Source organism: Xanthomonas arboricola, assembly GCF_003353015.1.
Taxonomy (GTDB): domain Bacteria; phylum Pseudomonadota; class Gammaproteobacteria; order Xanthomonadales; family Xanthomonadaceae; genus Xanthomonas; species Xanthomonas arboricola_E.
The window spans coordinates 650,938-671,942 of sequence record NZ_QREM01000001.1; the positions used below are offsets into that span (position 1 = coordinate 650,938).

The window sequence follows — 21,005 nt, forward strand, 5'->3', positions numbered from 1 at the left end:
CTGCGTACACGCTGCGCATCGTCCGGCGCAGGCAATGGTCCCTCGCTCAGCCGCGTGCCGCCAGCCGTGCGCACAGGGCGGTTGCTGCCAGCAGGCTGGACGGGTCGGCGATCCCGCGCCCGGCCAGCTCCAGTGCGGTGCCGTGATCGACCGCCACGCGCGGATAGGGCAGGCCGAGCGTGATGTTGACCGCCTGCTCGAAGCCGCTGTACTTGAGCACCGGCAGGCCCTGGTCGTGATACATCGCCACCACCGCATCGAAACCGGTGAGTTTCTGCGGCAGGAAGGCGGTATCTGCCGGCAGCGGGCCGATCAGCTGCATGCCGTCGCCGCGTAGCTGCTCCAGCACCGGAATGATCACGTCCAGTTCCTCGCGGCCCAGGTGCCCGTCCTCGCCGGCGTGCGGATTGAGGCCGAGCACGGCAATGCGCGGGCGTTCCAGGCCGAAGTCGCGGCGCATCGCGGCGTCGGTGATGCGCAGGCAGCGCGCGACGGCATCGGCGGTGATCGCATCGGCCACAGCGCGCAGCGGCAGATGGGTGGTCACCAGGGCGACGCGCACGACGGCATTGGCCAGCATCATCACCACCGGGCAGCCCGCCTGGTCGGCCAGCAGCTCGGTGGTGCCGGTGTAGGGGATGCCGCCGGCATTGATCACCGCCTTGTGCACCGGGCCGGTGACGATGCCCTGCAGCGTGCCGGACAGGCAGTCGCCGGCGGCGCCACGCAGGCCGGCGATCACCGCTTCCGCATTGGCGGGATCGGGCGTGCCGAAGCGGGTCGCCACGGCCTGGCGAACCGGATGCAGCGGCAGGTCGCCGGGCGCGCGCGCACGCTGATCCGGGTCGAGCAAGCGCACAGACAAGGACAGCGCCTTCGCGGCGCTGTACAGGGTGTCCGGATCGGCGTAGGCGATCAGGTGGGCGTCCGAGCGCGGCCGCTGGGCAAGCCGGACGCACAGTTCCGGCCCGATCCCGGCCGGCTCGCCTGGCACCAGCGCGAGCGACGGGAGCATCGAATCAGCGCGTCGGCTGTGCCGGCGGCGGGGTCGGTGCGGCAGGGTCGGCCGGCTTGGCCGGTGCGGCGGTGGCATCGCCATCGGCGCGGTCGCCGGTGCGGAAGCTCACGTACGCTTCGCCGCGCAGCTCCTGCAGGTAGCGGTTGTACTCTTCTTCCAGCTTGCGGCGGCCGATCGTTTCACGGATCTGCGCACGCTGGCTCTCGGCACTGACGTCGGTCTGGCGGCTGCCCACGCGCTGCACGATGTGCCAGCCCGCCTGGGTGCGGAACGGTTCGGACACCGCGCCGTCGGCCAGGCCTTCGACCTGCTTGCCGAAGTCCGGGCCGAATGCATCGGCCGGGAACCAGCCCAGATCGCCACCCTGTCCACGGCTGTTGGTGTCTTCGGACGACTCCTTCGCAACGGCCTGGAAGTCGGCGCCGCCGGTGATGCGCGCACGCAATGTGTCGATCTTGGCCTTGGCCTGCGCTTCGGTCTGGTTGTCGCCGATGCGCACCAGGATGTGGCGTGCGTTGTATTCAGTGACCAGCTTCTTCTCGCCGCCGGCATTGGCGTCGCGCATTTCCACCAGCTTGAGCAGCTGGAAACCGCTCGGACCACGCAGCGGTCCGGCGACCTGGCCAGGCTGCATGTCGCGGATCAGCTGGGCGAACGCGTTGGGGATTTCGTCCAGGCTGCGCCAGCCCAGATCGCCGCCTTCCAGTGCATTGGGGCTGTCGGAATAGCGGACCGCGGCGGCCGAGAAATCCAGCTCGCCCTTGTCGATCAAGGCCTTCACGCCATCGACCTTCTTCTGGCCGGTGGCGATCTGATCGGCCGTCGCACCTTCCGGCAAACCGACCAGGATATGCGCCAGGTGATACTGGCTGCCGGTGGTGGCCTGCTGCGCCAGCGCGGTGTCCACTTCGCCTTCGCTCACGCTGATGCGGCTTTGCGCAAAGCTCTGGCGCAGGCGCTGCACGATGATCTCGTCCCGGACCGAGGCACGGAAATCGCCATAGCCCATGCCATCGGCCGCCAGCTTCTGGCGCAGGCCATCGACGGTGGTGCCGTTCTGCTGGGCGATGCTGGCGATGGCGCGGTTGAGTTCCTCGTCGCTGACGCGGATGCCGCTGCCATCGGCGCGGCCGACCTGCAACTTGACCAGGACCAGCCGCTCGAGCACCTGGCGCTGCAGGACATCGTCCGGCGGCAGCTGGTTTTCCCGGCCGGCGTACTGCGACTTGACGTTGCGCACGGCGCGATCGAGCTCGCTCTGCAGCACCACGTCTTCGTCGACGATGGCGGCAATGCGGTCCAGCGGCTGGGATTGCTGTGCCGAGGCCAACGGCGAGAGCGTGCTGGTGATTACCAGCAGCGAGGCGAGAACAACGGAGAAAGGCTTGGTCATGGAATCAAGTTCGGATCGTAATCGTCCGGATTAGTCGTGGTATTGCTGGGCGGGACCAGGTACAGGTCGTCGCGGTAATAGCCGAGAATAGCACGGCGCAAAGTGCGGTCCGTGTTCTGCCCGAACGAGCTCAAGCCCTTCAGCACGAACTCGAACTGGATGGAGTTGTCCATCTCGCCATCGCGGTTGCGCACGAACCGGCGCACCAGCGCGCGCACCGCCAGGCAGCAGCTGTCCCACTGCACGCCACCGATCATTTCCAGCGGTTTGCGGTCCAGCAGCGAGTAGTAGTAACGGCCGACCGCACTCCAGGTGGGGTTGATCGGGTACAGGAACGAGAAATCGGCCTGCTCGAGCTGGTCGGTGTTGTTGGTCGGATTGCGGCGGTAGCGATAGGCCAGATTGACGATGCCGTCGTTGTTGAGCAGATAGCGCGTACGCAGGCTGGCCAGGTCTTCCTTGCGCGAGTTGGGGTTCCACTGGTAGGTGGCGCCCATCGACCAGCGATCGTTGATCATGTAGTTGGCATCGGCCACCCAGGCGGACTTGCCCTGTTCGATGGGTTGTTCGCTGCCGGCGGCCGAATTGGTGCTGTTGTTGATGGTGACCAGCGAGTCGTTGAAGTACAGGATCTGGCCGGCACTCAGCGACAGCTTCTCGCGGCCATCTTCCTGGCGCAGCCAGCGCGAGGTCACCGCCAGGGTCAGCTGGTTGGCGTCGTTCTGGCGGTCGGCGCCGGTGTAGCGCGAGTCGCGGAACAGCTGCCCGTAGCTGAAGGTGAACGGACGGGTGTCGAACACCGGCAGGTCGTCCTGGTCGCGGTACGGCACGTACAGGTAGTACAGGCGCGGTTCCAGCGTATTGAGATAGTTGGTGCCGAACACCGAGGTCTCGCGGTCGAAGTACAGGCCGGCATCCACGGATGCGATCGGCAGGCTGCGCGAGGGGGAACGGTCGCCGGTCAGCGGCGGGGTGTTGGCCAGCGTCGAATCCAGCTGGTACGTGGTGTAGCGCCATGCAACGGTCGGAGTGAAGAACCAGGCCGCACCCGACAGCGGCATCGAGATGTAGGGCTTGATGTCAAAGCGCGAACCGCTGCCGTACTCCTGGTTACGGATGTTTGTGCGGACGTACTCGTCGTCATCGTCGCGGTTGTTTGTTTCGCCTGGAGCGCTGGGGCTCGGAGGCTGGACGAAGTAGGAGTCGTCATGGGTGAAGCGCACGGCTTCGGCGTAGACGCCCGCCTCGAAAATGCCGAACGGTTTCTCCCAGGTGAAATAGGCACGTGGCTGCCGGTTGTAGGGTAGCGATCGCTCGTCCAGGGTGTAGTCGGTCAGCTGCCAGCGGTCGGCCATCAGGCCGGCGGTCCAGGTCTCGCCGGTACCGTAGATGCCGATGGTGCTCTGCAGGCTGGAGGCCGAGCCCATGCCGTTCAGGCGGCTGGTGAAGTCCTCCACATAGCGCGTATCGCTGACCCAGGAGATGCTGCTGCGCGCCTGCCAGTGATCATTGATGTTGTGATAGCCGCTGTAGAAGACGCTGCCGCGGTCTTTTTTCCGCAGGTCGTCGTTGGGCAGGTAGTTGCCGGTGATCTCGCCGCGGCCGCCTTCGTACAGGTAGCGGAACTCGGTGCCGAACATGAAACCGCGCTTGCTCATGTAGCGCGGCAGCAGGGTGGCGTCGTAGTTCGGGGCCAGGTTCAGGTAGATCGGCTGCAGGTAGTCAAAGCCGTTGCGCCCGGACAGGCCGAACTGCGGAAACAGCAGGCCGGTCTGGCGACGGTCGTCGATCGGGAACTTGAACCACGGGAAATACAGCACCGGCACCTTGCCGATCTGCAGCACGGCATTGCGGGCGGTACCGAAGCCTTCCTCGTTGTCCACGTCGATTTCCGGCGCACGCACGCGCCAGATCGGCTGCGAGGGGTCGCAGGTGGTGTAGGTCGAACGGTGCATCTGCCCGACCTGGCCCTGCAGGTCCACCGATTCGGCCGCGCCATTGCCGCGCCGGTCCACCAGCTGGTACTGGATGTTGGTGACCTTGTGGGCGTCGGTGTCCTGGTTGCCTTCGGCACGGTCGGCGACCATGCGGAAGGAGGTGTCCTGGTAGCGGACATGGCCTTCGGCGATGTAGTTGCCGGTTTCGGTGTCCATGCGCAGGCTGTCCGCACCCAGGAACTGGTCGCCGCGCTTGAGCGCCACGTTGCCCTGGTACTGCGGAGTGGTGCTGGTGCCGGACAGCTGGTCGCCTTCGATATCGGTCGGCAACTGCTGGCGGATTTCGGCGGCCTTGGCATCGGCGGCGGGGGCGCCGTCGAAGCCGGGCAACGGGTCCACGGCCGGGCACAGTCCCCAGTTCAGCGGCTTGTCGGCAGCCATGGCCGGAAGGCAGATGGCGATGCTCAAAGGCAGGGGCAGCAGGCGGAGAACTCGGCGCACGCGTGATTTCAACCAATAAAATGGCGACTAGCTTGCCGTATACCCCGCATAGGGGCAATGAAGAGCTCCCTGCTCGGGAGGGCGAGGTTCATCGCGATGGGGGCGCGAGCACCGCGCCATGGGGGGTCAACGCAGCGCGGCCACGTGCGCCACGCTGCTTTCGCGCAAGGCCTGCAGGTCGTAGCCGCCTTCCAGCATGGACACCACCCGGCCACGGGCATGCCGCCCGGCCAGGGTGCGCAGCGCGCCGGTCAGCCAGGCGAAATCGTCGGCGTCGAGCATCAGGTCGGCCAGCGGATCGCGCAGATGCGCATCGAAGCCGGCCGAGATCAGGATCAGCTGCGGGCGGAACGCATCGATCAGCGGCAGCATCTCGTCTTCCCACACATTGCGGAAGCGCAGCCCGTCGCTGCCCGGCTGCAGCAGCAGATTGTGGATGTTGCCGATGCCGCGCTCGTAGACGCTGCCCGAGTGCGGATAGAGCCCGGACTGGTGGGTGCTCAGATACTGCACGGTCGGGTCGCGCTCGAAGATCGCCTGCGTGCCGTTGCCGTGGTGGACGTCGAAATCCACGATGCTGATCCGTTCCAGCCCATGCCGGTCGCGCGCATGCGCTGCCGCCACGGCGACGTTGTTGAACAGGCAGAAGCCCATCGACACTTGCCCGGTGGCGTGATGGCCCGGTGGGCGGACCGCGCAGAACGCCGTGCGGGCGACGTCCTGCATCACCGCATCCACGGCCGCGATGCCGGCACCGGCCGCGCGTAAGGCCGCCGCGCGCGAGCCGGGCGACATCACGGTGTCCACGTCCAGCCGGTGGTGGCCGTCGAAGGCGGTTTCCAGCACCGCGTCCACCTGTTCGCGCTCGTGCACCCGGCACAGGTCGCCGAGCTTGGCCAGCGGCGCCTCGCGCCAGTCCAGGTCGGGGAAGGCATCGCGCAGCGCCTCCACCACCGCTTCCAGGCGGGCAGGACGTTCGGGATGCTCGGGGCCGGCGTCGTGACCGAGGCAGGCGGGATGGGTAAAGACCAACATGGGGCAAATCTAGCCTGTCCGCCGTGCCATGTGCAGGTCAGCTGCGCCGGCGGTCGTGCCGCCACAGCACTTCCTGCTGGCCGTCGGCACGTGCCAGCACGCGGGCGAGCACGAACAGCAGGTCGGACAGGCGATTCAAATAGCCGATCGCCTCGCTGCGCACGCTCTCCCGGCGCGACAGCGCGACGGTCTCGCGCTCGGCCCGGCGCACGATGGTGCGGGCCAGGTGGCAGCGCGCAGCGGCCTCGCCGCCGGCCGGCAGGATGAACTCCTTCAGTGGGGGAAGCGTGTCGTTGAACAGGTCCAGCTGGCGCTCCAGCGCGTCGATATCGGCGCCGTCGATCGCCGCATGGCCGGGGATGCATAGCTCGCCGCCCAGATCGAACAACTGGTGCTGGACGGTGGTCAGCAGCTCGGCGATCGGTGCCGGCACGCCGGGGGCGGCCAGCAGCAGGCCGATGGCCGAATTGGCCTCGTCCACGGTGCCGTACGCGTTGACGCGCAGCGCATCCTTGCCGGTACGGCTGCCGTCGCCCAGGCCGGTGCTGCCGTCGTCGCCGGTGCGGGTATAGATCCGCGAGAGCCGGTTGCCCATCTCAGCCGGCCTGGATCTGGCCGGGTGCGCTGCCCAGGCGCTCGGCGGCCAGCTGGACCGCTGCGGCAGCCGCCACATACAGCGCGGCACTGCGCAGATACGGCCACAGCCAGTCGGTGTAGTTCTCGAACCAGCCGGCCACGGTCGGCGCGGCCACGCTGGCGCTGATCCAGTAGAAGCTGCCCTGGGCGATCAACTGGCACAGCGCCACCGACAGCAATAGCGCCGGCACCAGCCGGGCCAGCGCGCTCCACTGCGCGCCGTGGTACTGCCGACGCAGCCACATGCCGCCGGCCCACAGCGCGAAATACGCCGGGATCAGGCACCAGTACGCCGGCGACACGCAGTAGTGCTGCCAGAAGCTCAGGCCCTGGCGGGTGATCACCAGCCAGTCCACCGCCACCGCCAGCAGCATCAGCAGCGGGAAGGCCAGCCTGGTGCGCGCGGCCAGGTGAAAGCCGCCGATGAAGAACACCGCCCAGGACGCGTCCGGGACCGGCGCGAAGTGATTGATCCGCGTGGCCGCCATCAGCACGGCAAGCAGGCTCAGAATCAGGGTGTCGTGCGAGCGAGGAGTCATGCGCGGAAGGGGCTGGAACACAGGCTGGCGAGTGTAGCGTGGAACCCGGCACGCCCGCGCCCCTGGCGGTCTTGCGGGGCCTGCCTTGGCGCAGCCGACGGGAGCAGCGCTGCGGTGCCTGCCCAGCGCTGCTGCAGACCGGTGGGCGTCCGGGTGCGCCCTGCGCCGGCAAGGGGCGGCAGCGGTCCTTGCGTGAGACGCCGGCCGCGCCACGCCAGCCCGGGCGCGGCAAGCTGTCCCACCCGGACGCGGCAACGGGTCATGGGCGAAGGCTTATCATGTGGCGATGACACATCCACATGACGTTCTGATCGTCGGCGGCGGCCTGGTCGGCTCCAGCCTGGCGATTGCACTGGACCGCATCGGCCTGGATGTCGGGCTGGTGGAAGCCACCCCGGCCGGTACGCCGCCAGCGGTGTTCGACCAGCGCAACCTGAGTTTTGCCGCCGCCACCGTCAATGCGCTGGGCGTGCTGGGGGTGATGGCCAAGCTGCGCAGCGCCCCCGGCCCGATCCGGCGCATCCACGTCAGCCGCGCCGGCGACTTTGGCCGTGTGCAGCTGGACGCGGCCGATTACGGCCGCGACAGCTTCGGCCAGGTGGTGGTGGCGCGCGATTTCGGCGAGGCCTTGCAGGCGCGCCTGGACGAGCTGACCCGGCTGCGCCGCTATCGCCCGGCACGCTGCATCGGGGTCGAGCCGGTCCAGGACGGCATGCGCGCGTTGCGGATCGCCACCGATGACGGCGAGCAGCGCGTGCAGGCACGGCTGGTGGTCGGCGCCGACGGCACCCATAGTGCAGTACGCGAGTTGCTGCATATCGGCAGCGATGCGCACGACTTCCTGCAGACCCTGTTCGTGGCGCGGGTGCGCGCCTCCCGCCCACCGGATGGCACCGCGTGGGAGCGCTTCGGCGCGCAGGGGCCGACCGCGCTGCTGCCGCGCGGCGACCGCCACTACGGCGCGATCCACTGCGTGGCGCGCGCCGAGGCAGAGGCGGTGGCCGCGCTCGACGAAGCCGGCTGGCTGGCCCGGTTGCAGCGGGCGGCCGGATGGCGCGCCGGGCGTTTTGTCGCCAGCGGCGAACGCAGCGCATATCCGCTGGTGCAGGTGCTGGCCAATGCACTGGTCGCCGAGCGCGTGGTGCTGCTCGGCAACGCCGCGCAGACGCTGCACCCGATCGGCGCGCAGGGCTTCAACCTCGGCTTGCGCGATGCGCTGACGCTGGCCGAATTGATCGAGCACGATCGCAACGATGCCGGTGCAGGCGCGTTGCTGGCCGAGTACCTGGCGCGCCGACGCGTGGACCGCGAGCAGACCATCGGGTTCTCCAGCGGGCTGGCGCGGCTCACCGGCAACCCGGCGCCGTTGCTGCGGCCGTTGCGCAGCCTTGGCCTGCTCGCCACCTCGCAGGCGGCGCCGCTGCAGTCGATGCTGGTCGGCGGGGCGATGGGGTTCCGTGGCGATGTGCCGCAGCTGTGCAGGGGCGTCGCATGAGCCGCCGTGGTAGCCGCGATGCGTTGATCGTCGGTGGCGGCGTGGTCGGGGCCGCCTGTGCGCTGGCCCTGGCCGATGCCGGCCTGAGCGTGGCCCTGATCGAAGGCCGCGAACCTGCGCGCTGGCGGGCCGACCAGCCCGATCTGCGCGTGTATGCCTTCGCGGCCGACAATGCCGCGCTGCTCGACAGCCTGGGCGTATGGGCCGCCGTGCGCGCTGCCCGGGTGCAGCCGTACCGGCGCATGCGGGTCTGGGATGCAGCCGGTGGCGGTGAACTGCGCTTTGACGCGGATACCCTGGGCCGCGAACAACTCGGTTGGATCGTCGAACACGCGGTGCTGGTCGATCGCCTGTGGGCGGCCGTGCACGCGGCCGGCATCCAGGTGCATTGCCCGGCACGCGTGGTCGAGCTGGAACAGGATGCACACAGCGTGCGCCTGCGCCTGGACGATGGCAGCCGCCTGGACGCAGCGATCGCCATCGCTGCCGATGGCGCCGCATCGACCTTGCGCGAGCTTGCCGGCCTGCCGGTGTCGCGGCACGCCTACGCGCAGCGCGGCGTGGTCGCCTTCGTGGAGACCGAACTACCGCATCAGGCCACCGCCTGGCAGCGCTTTCTGACCACCGGCCCGCTGGCATTCCTGCCGTTCGCCGATGGCCGCAGTTCGATCGTATGGACCCTGCCGGATGCCGAGGCCGAGCGCGTGCTGGCACTGGACGATGCCGGCTTCGCGCGCGAGCTGACCCAGGCCTTCGCGGCGCGGTTGGGGCAGGTGCGCGTGGTGTCTGCCCGCGCGGCGTTTCCGCTGCAGCGGCAACTGGTGGAGCAGTACGTCAGCGGTCGCGTGCTGACCCTGGGCGATGCCGCGCACGTGGTGCATCCGCTGGCCGGGCAGGGCGTCAACCTGGGCCTGCGCGATGTCGCTGCGTTGCGCGATGAGGTGCGCCATGCGCTGGCAAAACGCGCGGACTGGGCCGCCCCGCATCGGCTGCAGCGCTGGGCACGCACCCGCCGCAGCGAAAATACCGTGGCCGCCTATGGCTTCGATGCCATCAACACGGTGTTCTCCAACGACGAGATGCACCTGACCCTGTTGCGCGGGTCGGTGCTCGGGCTGGCCGGCAGGTTGCCGCCGCTGGTCGATGTGTTGTGGAAGCGCGCCTCCGGCAGCACATGAGCGGCCAGCCGGCCGAGGCGAATGGCGTCGGTCGTCTTTGTATGCTTATACGCTTATAGCGCAGGCAGCATGTTCCATACGACGGGCGCCGCCGGCGTGGCTACAGTCGAGCCATGTCATCGTCCGCCATCCGTTCGTCCAGTCCCGACCTGCTGCTGCTCTGCGGCCTGCTCTGCGACGCCACCATCTGGCAGCCGCAGCGCCAGGCGCTGAGCGATCTGGCCGAGGTGCAGGTGCTGGACTTCGCCGGCTTCGACAGCATCGTGCAGATGGCCGCGCACGTGCTGGCCGTGGCCCCGCCACAGTTCGCAGTGGCCGGCCATTCGATGGGCGGGCGGGTGGCGCTGGAGATCATGCGCCAGGCACCGCAACGCGTGCAGCGCCTGGCCCTGCTGGACACCGGCATTGCGCCACGCCGCGACGGCGAGCGTGCGCAGCGCGCGGCACTGGTGCAGCTCGCCCACGCGCAAGGCATGCAGGCGCTCGCACGGCAATGGCTGCCACCGATGCTGCATCCGGACCGGCACGACGATGCCGCGCTGATGAACCCGTTGATCGCGATGGTGCAGCGGCACAGCGTGCAGACCTATGCCGGGCAGATCCACGCGTTGCTGGAGCGCCCCGACGCCACGCCGGTGCTGGCGCAGATCCGCTGCCCGACCCTGCTGGGTGTCGGCCGGCAGGACGCCTGGAGTCCCCTGGCGCAGCACCGGCAGATGGCGCAGCAGATCCCGCATGCGCGGCTGGTGGTCTTCGAAAACAGCGGGCATATGGCGCCGCTGGAAGCGCCCGCGGCCGTCAGCGCGGCACTGCGCGACTGGCTGCAGGACGGGTGATGGCGATCCGGTCCGGCTGGCGGCGGGTGCGCTGTCGTCGTTGACCACAGTTTGTCGGTTTTCCAGTAACGCGCCGAGGAGGCTGCATGCACGACGATGCATCGATCATCATTGCCTGCGAGCAGGTGATCCGCCAATTCGCAGTGCTCAACGATCGGCATGACCACGACGGCCTCGCCGCATTGTTCACTGCCGACGGCGTGTTCGCCCGCCCCAGTGCGCCGGAGGTGCCGGTGCAGGGGCGCGAGGCGATCGTGCAATCGTTCCGCACGCGTGCGCCGCGCACGACCTGTCATCTGATGCTCAACACCTGGGTCAGCGTGCAGTCGCCGACCCTGGCGCACGCGCACAGCAAGGTGCTGCTCTACATCGCCGCGGACACCGCGACGGCGCCACCGTGGACGGCGCAATCGCCGGCCTTGCTCGGCAGTTTCGACGACGTGCTGGTGCTGGAGCAGGGACGCTGGCTGTTCAAGCAGCGGCTCGGCGCCCTGCTGATGCGCATCGGCACGGACTGACCGACGGCCTCGAATCCGTTTGCCTACGCAGCGCTGGCGCCGCTGCCGCTGCGTACTGCAGGACCGCTTTTCTCCCCCACGTCGCGCCCGCAGTCATCCATCCATCGCACTGGAGAATCGCCTAGTGGAACGCGTGAGTTCATCTGTCCGTCGTGCTGTTGCATCGCCGCGCCTGTCGTCGCACCGGCATCGTGTCCTGACCCTGCTCGCGCTGCTGGGTGCCGGCCTGCCCGTTGCGGCATCGGCACAGGCAGTGCCGGAAACCGCGGCACCGCCGCAGGGTATCAATGTGGGCGGGACGAGTTTTCTGGATGGCTTCGGCTCGTCGACGCCGGGCTGGACGGTGATCGAATACCTGCGCCACTACGACTTCGACGCGATCAAGAACGCACGTGGCGACGATGCGGCCGCCTTCCGCGATCCCAAGGTCGGTGTCAGCGTCCTGCTGACCCAGTTGATCTACGTCACCCCCTATCGCTGGAAGAATGCGTCGCTGAGCCTCAATACGATCGTGCCGCTGGTCAACTACGACACGTCCTTCGCTGCGGACAGCCCGGTGGAGTTGCGCAGCAACGGCTTCGGGGTGGGTGACATCTCCTTCGGGCCGGCGCTGCAGTTCGACCCGGTGATGCGCAACGGGCGCGTGCTGTTCTTCCAGCGGTTCGCGATCGATGCGTTCGCTCCGGTGGGCAAGTTCGATCGCGACGTCGCGATCAACCAGAGCGCCGGATTCTGGTCGGTGGCGCCGCATTGGGCGTTTACCGTGCAACCCAGCGACAACTGGGAGATCAGCGCACGGATCAACTATCTCTACAATTTCCGCTCCGATCGCGCCGGCGGCGTGCCGCCGATCCCGGGATTCCGTTTTCGCAATGGACAGGCCGGCGACCTGGTGTGGGTCAATCTGGCCAGTTCGCTGAAGGTCAACGAACAACTGCGCCTGGGCATCAACGGGTATTACCTGCAGCAGCTGAAGGACAACCGCACCAACGGGCAGCGTGTGCCGGACAGCAAACGCATGCAGCTCTATCTCGGCCCGGGCCTGTCCTGGCGGCTGGATGGCAAAAACCTGCTGAATTTCAACGTCTACCTGCCGGTGGAAGTGAAGAACTCGGTGGCCGGCACCAGCGTCAACCTGATGTTCGTGCACTCCCTCTAGGCGGCAAAACGCGCCCGCATCCGCAGCACGCGCGCTGACATGCCTGCGTGCGCGCTGCGGAGGGCGGCCGCACGCGATGCAGGCAAGGCCGGGTTGCCCGGCCTTGCGGCGGACGCTGCGCGGCGTCAACCGCGCCCGGCAAGCGTGCGCGTCAGATGCCCATGCTGTGGCGTTGGGTATTGGCGTGTTCGCGGAACAACAGCTCCGCGCGCGCGCCATCGCGTTGCTCGATCGCCGAGACGATGGCGCCGTGCTGCCGATGGCCGTAGTACAGATCGTCGTAGGCCAGCGTGGGCGAGCGCTGGCCGAAGACCACGTGGACCGGGCTGACGAAGGGCACCAGGGTGCAGCGGTCCACGGTCTCGGTCAGGATCGGCTTGTTGGCGGCCACCACGATGGCGCGGTGGAAGCGGGCATTCATCGCGCCATAGGCCTGTTCGTCGTCGGCAGTCAGGCTGCGCGTGGCCAGGATCCGGTCGCCCTCGTCGAGACAGGCGTGCAGGGTGTCCAGCAGCGCGGCGGAGGCGCCCTGTTCGGCGACGGTGCGTGCGGCCATGCCTTCCATCAGGGCACGCACCGCCAGTGCGTCCAGGCTTTCCTGCTGGCTGAAACGGCGCACCGCATAGCCGCGGTTGCCTGCCTGCACCAGCAGGCCTTCCTGGCACAGCGCCGGCAGCGCCTGCCGGACGGGAGTGCGCGAGATGGCCAGTCGCTCGGCCAGCGCGGCCTCGGTGATGCGTTCACCGGGGGCGAAGGTGCCGCACAGGATCAGTTCGCGTAGCTGCTGGACCGCTTGCAATCGGTGGTTGTTCGCCATTGGCTCCATTCTCTCGCGCCGGACTGCAGCGCACGTTCCTTCGAAGGGGAAAACTCGCACTACCGGTATAAAAACCTTGCAGATCAGATCGCTTGGTGGCACTTTGGATCCCAAGGATACCGTTTTGGCGGTCCGGAGTGGTCAATCGGCGTTGTTGGGATCCCATGGCGGGTCGGATTCGACTCAATCAATGATGCGCAATCGGTCACTGCCGGTGGCCGGCACGTATCGCAGGAGGGCAGCATGGCAAGCATCATCGGCGGCATCGGAACCTCGCACGTTCCCACCATCGGGGTGGCCTACGACAAGGGCAAGCAGCAGGATCCCTTGTGGAAACCGTTGTTCGACGGCTACACGCCGGTCGCTGCCTGGTTGGCCGAGCAGCAGGCAGACGTGCTGGTGTTCTTCTACAACGACCATTGCACGACGTTTTTCTTCGACCTGTACCCGACCTTCGCCCTGGGCATCGGCGAGCGCTTCCCGGTGGCCGATGAGGGCGCAGGGCTGCGCAATCTGCCGCCGATCCGCGGCGATGTGCAGCTGCAGGCGCATATCGCCGAGTGCCTGGTCAACGACGAATTCGATCTGACTGTCTTTCAGGACAAGCCGATCGACCATGGCTGCGCGGCGCCGCTGCCGCTGCTGTGGCCGCACGTGCCGGACTGGCCGGGCACGGTGGTGCCGATCGCGATCAACGTGCTGCAGTACCCGCTGCCGACCGCGCGCCGCTGCTACCGCCTGGGCCAGGCGGTGCGGCGGGCAATCGAATCCTATCCGGAAGATCTCAAGGTGGTGGTGGTGGGCACCGGCGGGCTGTCGCATCAGATCCACGGCGAGCGCACCGGCTTCAACAACACCGAGTGGGACATGGAATTTCTGGACCGCTTCCAGCATGCGCCGGAAACGCTGACCGATCTCACCCACACCGACTACGTGCGCCTGGGCGGTGCCGAGAGCGTGGAGCAGATCATGTGGCTGGCGATGCGTGGCGCGCTGGGCGGGCCGATCCGCAAGCTGCACCAGAACTACTACCTGATGACCACCACCGCGATGACGGTGGTGCTGTACGAGCCCGGCGTCGAAGCCGCTGACGCACCGTCTTCGGCGCAGTTGCTCGCGCACACCGCGAACGCGGCATGAGGGCCGGCCTATGAATCCGCAAGTACAGGGCATGGACCAGATCGGCGGCACTTACCTGTTCGATCTGCGCACCAGCAACCGCGCGTTGCGCATCAATCGATTCTTCTGGCATATGATCCGCGCCCCGTGGCGCGATCGCTTTCTTGAGGATTCCGAAACCCTGATGCAGGACGCCGGCCTCACCGAGCACGAAAAGGCGCTGATCCGTGCACGCGACTGGCTCGGCCTGGTGCAGTACGGCGCCAACTTCTTCGTGATCGAAAAATTCGCCCGTGTGGTGCGCATGACCAATCTGCAGGTCTACGCCATCATGCGTGGCGAGTCCTTCGAAGACTTCATGCAGACCCGGCGTGTGCCCGATGCACGCTGATCTGCGGGCGGCGGCCAGGTGCCGTGCCGCCGCATTACCCGACTTCCCAACCTAAGGTCCCCCCATGACCATGTCCTCCGTGTTCTTCGAACACCGCATCAAGGTCCGCCATCTACGTGTCATCGAGGCGCTGGACCGGCAGAAAAGCCTGCTCCGCGCCTCACGCGTCCTGAACGTCACCCAGCCCGCATTGACGCGTGCCCTGCAGGAGATCGAAGAGATCGTCGGCGCGCCGCTGTTCGAGCGCCACTCGCGCGGCGTGCGTCCCAACGCGATGGGCGAGGTGCTGGTGCAGACCGCGCACGTGGTGCTCGGCCAGTTGCGCCGCGCGCAGGACACCTTCGAGGGGCTGCTGCAGGACGACGCGCTCACCATCACCGTGGGCGCGCTGCCGGTCGCCGCCAGCGGCCTGTTGCCGGCCGTACTGGCTGCGTTGTATCGCGCCGAGCCCACGCTGCGGGTGCGCCTGCTGCACGGGCGCACCGACGAGCTGCTGCCCAAGCTGGCCGGCAACGAGATCGACCTGGTGGTGGGCCGGCTGTATCCGCTGGCCCGCTACGACGCATTGATCCGCAAGGTGCTGTACCAGGATCCGATCGCGCTGGTGGCGCGCAGCGACCACCCCCTGTTCGCCAACGGCCAGGTGCGCATCGGCGAAGCCGCTGCGTATCGCCAGGTGCTGCCGACGCTGAGCCAGCATGTGGAGCGCGACGTGGCGCAGGTGATGCGCGAGCACGGGCTGGCCACGCGCGATCAGTTGCGTTCCAGTTCGGCCAGCTTTACCCGCGAGATCCTGCTCGGCACCGACAGCATCGCGGTGATGCCCAGCATGATGGTGGCCGGGGATATCGCACGTGGCGAGCTGCGTGCCTTCCAGTTGCAACAGCCGTCGCAGGCGCGCGCAGGCGGGGTGATCTATCGCGATGGCAGTGCCATCCACAAGCCCGGCGTGCGCCTGCTGATGCGCGAGCTGGAACACCAGTTGGCGGTCATGGCCGAGCAGGGGGCGGTCTGGGTGGACGACCAGATCGGCGAGGACGACCTGTTGCTGGACGAGTCGGCCTGATCGATTGAGCACGGCATGCGCGGCGCACGCCGCTGCCGTGGGTGTCGCAGAAGTACTGAAGTGAGGCATGTACACAACGGGCAGCGCAGGCTGCCCGTTGTGCTGTCTGGCATCGACGCTGCCATGCCTGCGCAGCGGAGCTGCGGGTCGCTGCCAGATGCGCACCGCACAAGCGGGGCGGCATGCGTCACGTCTCGCTGGCCAGGGCGTCTTTCAGACGCGCTTTCTGCAGCTTGCCGGTCGCGGTGCGCGGCAGCACCTCGACCACGCGCAGATGCTTGGGGACCTTGTACTTGGCCAGCCGTTGGATCAGATAGGCGCGGATCTGCTCCAGATCCGGCGCGTCGCCGGCCGGTACGATCGCCAGGTAGCCCACTTCGCCCCATTGCGGGTCGGCGATACCGACTACCGCGCATTCGCGCACCTGCGGATGATCGGCAAGCACTGCTTCGATCTCGGCCGGATAGACGTTCTCGCCGCCGGAGATGAACATGTCCTTCTTGCGGTCGACAATCCAGAAAAACCCATCGGCATCGCGCCGCACGATGTCGCCGGTGCGGAACCAGCCCTGGGCGTCGCGCGCGTCGGCGCTTGCCTGTGGATCGCGCCAGTAGCCGGGGCTGAGGTTGGGGCCGCGCAACAACAGCTCGCCGGGCACGCCGACCGGGCAGTCGTTGCCGTCGCCATCGACCACGCGCGTCTGCACCGACGGCGCCGAAATGCCGACTGCGCCCAGCTTGTCGCGGATCACCGCGCAGTCCACCGACATGCCGAAGACCGTGCCGGCCTCGCTCATGCCGAAGCCGCTGACCATCGGGATGCCATCGTCCAGCCAGCCGAGCAGGTCATCGCTGGCATGCGGCGCGCCGCCGCTGACCAGCGCGGTGAGATGCCGCAGCGCGGCCGCATCGAAACCGGGCTGGCTGCGAAAGGCCTGCATCATCTGCGGCACGCCGACGTAATGGGTGATGCCCAGCGACGGGTTGCTCAGCCAGCCCAGGGTCCGTTTCGGTTCGAAGCCATTGGACACCTGGATCGAGCCGCCCACCGCCAGCACCGGGCGCACGTTGGTGGCCAGGCCGATGATGTGGAACATCGGTGCTTCGCACAGGAAGCTGCTGCCGGCATCCACGCGCGTGGTGACGCCGAAGTTGTGCGCCACCTGCTGCAGGTTCTGCTCGCTCAGCATCACGCCTTTGGGCTGGCCGGAGGTGCCGGAGGTGAACAGGATCAGGCTGACGCGGTCGGGGGGAATCGACCCGGTGTCTGCCGGTTGCTGCGCTTTCGCCGCGTCGACGAAGTCGGCCAGCGCCTCGACACCGGCGCGCCCCGCAGCGACGTCATCGCCCAACAGCAGGCGCGGCTCTGCGCGTTGCAGCAATGCATCCAGTTCGGTTGCACTCAGCCGCCAGTTGAGCGGCACGTAGATCGCGCCGACGCGTGCGCAGGCGAAATGCAGCGCCACCTGCCAGACCGAGTTGCGTGCCAGCACGGCGAGCCGTTCGCCATCGCTGCAGCCGCGGGTCTGCAGCAACGCAGCCAGGCGGCCGATCAGCGCGTCCAGTTCTGCGTACGTCCACTGCTGGTCCAGCAGCAGGTCGCGGGCGGCAAGCCGGTGTGGGGTGAGGCGGGCGTGGAAGGAGATCGAGTCGGTCGGCATGGTCATGGCGCTGTCTTCCGAATGCAGATGGGAGAGTGACTGGCGTGAGTGCGACGGCTGCGGCTGAAGGTTGATGCGGGCGGCCGCTCCATCTGGCGAACGTTCACCAGAGGGTGCGGGTGCACCGCAGGAGACGATGCACAAGGCGGTGCCTGCCGCATCGCGTTGCGACCGCGCTTGGTGCCTGCGCAGTCGGTGGGCGGGGGGCTAACTGAGGTAGATGGTCTTGGTTTCGAGGAAGGCGTGCAGTCCTTCGATGCCGCCTTCGCGGCCGATCCCGGAATGCTTGACTCCGCCGAACGGCATGTCGAAGTCCACCCACATGCCGTTGATCGAATGGCTGCCGCTGCGCACACGGCGGGCGATGCGGTAGGCGCGATCGGCATCTTCGCTGTAGACCGTGCCGTGCAGGCCGAACTCGCTGGCATTGACCTTGGCGATCAGGTCGGCCTCGTCGTGGTAGTCGATAAAGCTCACCACCGGGCCGAAGATTTCCTCGCGGGCGATGGTCATCTCCGGGGTCACCCCGGCAAATACCGTGGGCTCGATGAAAAAGCCATGCGGCAGATGCGTCGGGCGGCCACCGCCCATGACCAGGCGCGCACCCTCGGCGCGGCCTTGTGCGATGTAGGACTGCACGCGTTCGAGCTGGCGGCCGAGCGCCAACGGGCCCATGCCGGTCTCGGCAGCGAACGGATCGCCGAGCCTGAGCGCGCCCACGGCCGCGCAATACGCCTGCAGGATGTCGTCGCGTCGCTGCGCCGGCACCAGCACGCGGGTTAGGGCGAAGCACACCTGGCCGGTGATCGGCATCGAGTAGGGCACCAGGCTGGGCAGCACCTTGGTGATGTCGGCATCGTCCAGCACGATCGCGGCCGACTTGCCGCCCAGCTCCAGCCCGACCCGCGCCAGGCGCTCGGCGCAGGCGACCCCGATCAGCCGCCCGGCCTGGGTGGACCCGGTGAAACTCACCTTGTCCACCTGCGGATGGCGGATCAGCTGTTCGCCGACCTCGCGACCGCCTGGCAGCAGATTGAACACGCCATCGGGCACGCCGGCGGCGCTGATGCATTCGGCCAGGATGTAGGCATCGATCGGCGTTTCCGGCGAGGGCTTGGCCACCACCGTGCAACCGGCCGCCAGGGCGGCAGCGACCTTGTAGCAGAGCAGCACCAGCGGCGCGTTCCAGGGGGTGATGGTGGCGACCACGCCCACCGGCTCCTGCACGATGTGCACGCGGCCGCCGCTGGCGCGTGCACGCGGTTCCACGAACGGATGGGTCGCAATCAGGTCGCCGTAATAGTCGAACAGGCCGGGCGCCTGCTGCGAGGCGCGGCGACTGAAGCCGATGGTGGCGCCGACCTGTCCGGTCCAGGCTTCGGCCAGCTCCGGCAGGCGCGCACGCAACTGCGTGGCGATGCGTTTGAGCACCGCGCCACGTTCGGCCGGCGACAGCTGCGGCCAGGGGCCGGTGTCGAATGCAGCACGCGCGGCGGCCACGGCCGCCTCGGTGTCGGCAGGCGCCGGCTCGGTGTAGCGCAGCAGGCGTTGCTCGCTGTGCGGTGCGATCACATCGACCTGGCGATCGCCGCTGCTGGCGCGCCACTGGCCGTCGATGAACAGGCCCAATGGCCCACGCGCGGCAATTCCGCGCAAGGTTGCGGACAAGGCTTCCATACTCCCTCCTCGGTGCAGAAAACCACTGGCAGCGCCAGCGATGCGTGGGGTGCACGCATCGCTTCAGGCGCCGTAGGAACGGCTCAGGCGCTGTTTTTGGTCAGGTCGTATTCGCCCAGGCCGGGCTTGTAGCTCTTCTCGTCGATGAACTGACGGATGCCTTCCTTGCGGGCGTTGTTGTCGAACGAATTGGCCGCTTCCTGCATGCGTACCAGGTAATCTTCGGCTTCGTCGTAGGTCATGGTGCCGACGCGGCGCACGGCGTCCTTGGCGTATTTCAGCGCGACCGGATTTTTCTTGAGCAGCAACTGGGCCACTTCGCGGGTGCGCGCTTCCAGCCGTTCCAGCGGCACGCTTTCGTTGACCAGGCGCCATTCGGCGGCCTTCTTGCCGTCGACCATTTCGCCGGTCAGCGTCATCCACATCGCATCGCGCATGGACAGCAGCTCCACCGCGACCTTGGTGACGCCGCCGCCGGGCAGGATGCCCCAGTTGATCTCCGACAGGCCGAACTGCGCCTCGTCGGCGGCGATCGCCAGGTCGCAGGCGAACAACGGCCCGAAACCGCCGCCGAAGCACCAGCCATTGACCATCGCGATGGTGGGCTTCTGGTACCAGCGCAGGCGGCGGAACCAGCCGTAGGACTCGCGCTGCGAGCGACGCACGCCGCGCAGGCCCTGGGCCTCGGTCTCGCGGAAATACTCCTTCAGATCCATGCCGGCCGACCAGGCGGTGCCTTCGCCGCCGAGCACCAGCACGCCGACGTTGTCGTCGAATTCCAGCTCGTCCAGCACGTCCATCATGCGGCGGTTGAGCGCCGGGCTCATCGCGTTGCGTTTGTCGGGGCGTGCGAACTTCACCCAGGCGATGCGGTTTTCGATGTGGACCGATACCACGTCATGCTCGTTCAAGCGGCGTCTCCTTCAAGTCGGTACAAGGTGGGAATCACAGGTCTTCGGCGAGCGCGGTGTCCGGCACGTTTGCCCGTTCCAGCGTGGCGCTGGCGTTCAACTTGCAGAGCAGGCGCAGCAGGGTCTGCTGCTCGCTGGCTTGCAGGCCGGTGCAGGTCCGCGCGACCGCCCGTGCCAGGCAGCCCTGGGCAGTGGCGAGCGTGCGTTCGCCAAGCGGGGTCAGGTACAGGCCCTTGCTGCGTCGGTCGCGGCCGGCCAGCCGTTCGATCAGGCCCTGCTCGGCCAGTGCGTTGGCGATCTTCATGCCGGCAGCGCGATTGACCAGCAGGCGGTTGCCCAGCTCGGTCTGGTCGCAGCCGGGCTGGTCGCGGATATGGATCAAGGCGGTGACCCGCGCCGGGGTCAGGTGCAGTTCGGCCAGTTCCTGGCGCGCGGCATGGCTGGAGGCCAGGGTCGCCAGTTGCAGTTGATAGCCAAGGTCTGCGGCAAGGGCCAGGCGAGCAGTCATCGATCCGTCCAAATTGTATCCGTCAAATACAATCTAGCCGACCGAAGCGGGCACTGCAAGCGGTTGTGGCGGTCACAGACGAGGCAGGGGGCGCGCCTGCGTCGCGCAGCCGCGCACCCTGCTGACCACTACCTTACTGAATCAGCCAGCCGGCCAGCTGTTCGCGGCTCAGGTGGCCGCTGCGGTGGATGTCGAGCGCGTCGAATTCATCTGCCAGCGCCGGGTTGGCCTGCGCCTCTGCGCGGCTGATGCGGCCGTCGCCGTCGCTATCCAGGGCCTGGAAGTCGATGCGATAGCTGCCGACCACGCTGTTGGGCTGGATCGAGCGCACGATCACGCTGGACTCGCCGCGCGGGCGCTCCAGCTGGGCCTGATGGGTGACCTCGCCGCTGGACAGCGGCTGGGTGCGGATCACATTGGGAACCTCGACCAGCGGCATGCTGCTGGCCGCGGTGGGCGCCTGTTGTGCGAGCGCGTGGCCGCCGAGCAGCAGCAACACGGAAAACGAAACGACACGAACGGTAGTCATCAGATCCCCCTGATGTGGAACAGCCTGCAAGCATAGAGGCTGTGGGACGTGCTGAGGTGCGTGCGACGCGCTCCCGGTGTAT

20 protein-coding genes are annotated in these 21,005 nt (G+C 67.8%); 8 read left to right on the forward strand and 12 right to left on the reverse strand.

Translation table 11 applies throughout. The features are described from left to right. Positions 1-46 precede the first annotated feature (46 nt). The 6 genes from pdxA to C0541_RS02925 form a co-directional block, all read right to left on the reverse strand. The gene (gene pdxA, locus C0541_RS02900; protein ID WP_115045593.1) at positions 47-1,015 is read right to left on the reverse strand and encodes a 4-hydroxythreonine-4-phosphate dehydrogenase PdxA; all 969 of its coding nucleotides are present in this window, start codon (positions 1,013-1,015) and stop codon (positions 47-49) included. Between the two features lie 4 nt (positions 1,016-1,019). Further along, on the reverse strand, positions 1,020-2,411 hold the full coding sequence (locus C0541_RS02905) for a peptidylprolyl isomerase (protein ID WP_115045594.1): 1,392 nt from the start codon (positions 2,409-2,411) through the stop codon (positions 1,020-1,022). Beyond that, positions 2,408-4,849 (reverse strand): LPS-assembly protein LptD, encoded by a 2,442-nt coding sequence (gene lptD, locus C0541_RS02910; protein WP_115045595.1) that lies wholly within the window; start codon positions 4,847-4,849, stop codon positions 2,408-2,410. Before lptD ends, C0541_RS02905 begins: the two co-directional genes overlap by 4 nt. A gap of 126 nt (positions 4,850-4,975) precedes the next feature. Then, the gene (locus tag C0541_RS02915; RefSeq protein ID WP_115045596.1) at positions 4,976-5,884 is read right to left on the reverse strand and encodes a histone deacetylase family protein; all 909 of its coding nucleotides are present in this window, start codon (positions 5,882-5,884) and stop codon (positions 4,976-4,978) included. A gap of 37 nt (positions 5,885-5,921) precedes the next feature. After that, complete coding sequence (locus tag C0541_RS02920) at positions 5,922-6,479, reverse strand: cob(I)yrinic acid a,c-diamide adenosyltransferase (RefSeq protein WP_115045597.1); 558 nt, start codon at positions 6,477-6,479, stop codon at positions 5,922-5,924. Between the two features lies 1 nt (position 6,480). Then, positions 6,481-7,059, reverse strand: a complete 579-nt coding sequence (locus C0541_RS02925) for a hypothetical protein (RefSeq protein WP_115045598.1) — start codon at positions 7,057-7,059, stop codon at positions 6,481-6,483. 286 nt (positions 7,060-7,345) lie between these two features. On the opposite strand from C0541_RS02925, the gene ubiH reads away from it, so the two are divergent. The 5 genes from ubiH (at position 7,346) to C0541_RS02955 (ending at position 12,245) form a co-directional block, all read left to right on the forward strand. Beyond that, positions 7,346-8,554, forward strand: a complete 1,209-nt coding sequence (ubiH, locus tag C0541_RS02935) for a 2-octaprenyl-6-methoxyphenyl hydroxylase (protein WP_115045600.1) — start codon at positions 7,346-7,348, stop codon at positions 8,552-8,554. Further along, positions 8,551-9,732 carry a UbiH/UbiF family hydroxylase gene (locus C0541_RS02940; protein ID WP_115045601.1) on the forward strand — a complete coding sequence of 394 codons (1,182 nt, stop codon included), beginning with the start codon at positions 8,551-8,553 and terminating at the stop codon, positions 9,730-9,732. Before ubiH ends, C0541_RS02940 begins: the two co-directional genes overlap by 4 nt. Before the next feature lie 113 nt (positions 9,733-9,845). Then, a complete protein-coding gene (locus C0541_RS02945; protein ID WP_115045602.1) occupies positions 9,846-10,568 on the forward strand; it encodes an alpha/beta fold hydrolase in 723 nt (240 codons plus the stop codon). 86 nt (positions 10,569-10,654) lie between these two features. Continuing rightward, entirely contained in the window at positions 10,655-11,086 is a 432-nt protein-coding gene (locus C0541_RS02950; protein ID WP_115045603.1) for a nuclear transport factor 2 family protein, read from the forward strand. Between the two features lie 124 nt (positions 11,087-11,210). After that, positions 11,211-12,245, forward strand: coding sequence for a SphA family protein (locus tag C0541_RS02955; RefSeq protein ID WP_429001325.1), 1,035 nt, complete (start codon positions 11,211-11,213; stop codon positions 12,243-12,245). A 151-nt stretch (positions 12,246-12,396) separates the two neighbouring features. On the opposite strand, the gene C0541_RS02960 is transcribed toward C0541_RS02955, so the two are convergent. Then, entirely contained in the window at positions 12,397-13,071 is a 675-nt protein-coding gene (locus tag C0541_RS02960) for a GntR family transcriptional regulator (RefSeq protein ID WP_115045604.1), read from the reverse strand. A gap of 234 nt (positions 13,072-13,305) precedes the next feature. On the opposite strand from C0541_RS02960, the gene C0541_RS02965 reads away from it, so the two are divergent. The 3 genes from C0541_RS02965 (at position 13,306) to C0541_RS02975 (ending at position 15,638) form a co-directional block, all read left to right on the forward strand. Continuing rightward, positions 13,306-14,202, forward strand: coding sequence for a gallate dioxygenase (locus tag C0541_RS02965; protein ID WP_115045605.1), 897 nt, complete (start codon positions 13,306-13,308; stop codon positions 14,200-14,202). Positions 14,203-14,212: 10 nt separating this feature from the next. Then, the gene (locus C0541_RS02970; protein WP_115045606.1) at positions 14,213-14,572 is read left to right on the forward strand and encodes a protocatechuate 3,4-dioxygenase; all 360 of its coding nucleotides are present in this window, start codon (positions 14,213-14,215) and stop codon (positions 14,570-14,572) included. Positions 14,573-14,636: 64 nt separating this feature from the next. Next, complete coding sequence (locus C0541_RS02975) at positions 14,637-15,638, forward strand: LysR substrate-binding domain-containing protein (protein WP_115045607.1); 1,002 nt, start codon at positions 14,637-14,639, stop codon at positions 15,636-15,638. A 187-nt stretch (positions 15,639-15,825) separates the two neighbouring features. Here C0541_RS02975 and C0541_RS02980 read toward each other — a convergent pair whose 3' ends face one another. From C0541_RS02980 to C0541_RS03000, 5 genes are all read right to left on the reverse strand, one after another. Beyond that, on the reverse strand, positions 15,826-17,304 hold the full coding sequence (locus C0541_RS02980; protein WP_115045608.1) for an AMP-binding protein: 1,479 nt from the start codon (positions 17,302-17,304) through the stop codon (positions 15,826-15,828). 201 nt (positions 17,305-17,505) lie between these two features. After that, entirely contained in the window at positions 17,506-18,975 is a 1,470-nt protein-coding gene (locus tag C0541_RS02985) for an aldehyde dehydrogenase (protein ID WP_115045609.1), read from the reverse strand. 83 nt (positions 18,976-19,058) lie between these two features. Then, positions 19,059-19,886 carry a p-hydroxycinnamoyl CoA hydratase/lyase gene (locus C0541_RS02990; protein ID WP_115045610.1) on the reverse strand — a complete coding sequence of 276 codons (828 nt, stop codon included), beginning with the start codon at positions 19,884-19,886 and terminating at the stop codon, positions 19,059-19,061. Positions 19,887-19,920: 34 nt separating this feature from the next. After that, positions 19,921-20,394, reverse strand: a complete 474-nt coding sequence (locus C0541_RS02995; protein WP_115045685.1) for a MarR family winged helix-turn-helix transcriptional regulator — start codon at positions 20,392-20,394, stop codon at positions 19,921-19,923. Between the two features lie 133 nt (positions 20,395-20,527). Further along, entirely contained in the window at positions 20,528-20,923 is a 396-nt protein-coding gene (locus tag C0541_RS03000) for an EF-hand domain-containing protein (protein WP_115045611.1), read from the reverse strand. Positions 20,924-21,005: the final 82 nt, after the last annotated feature.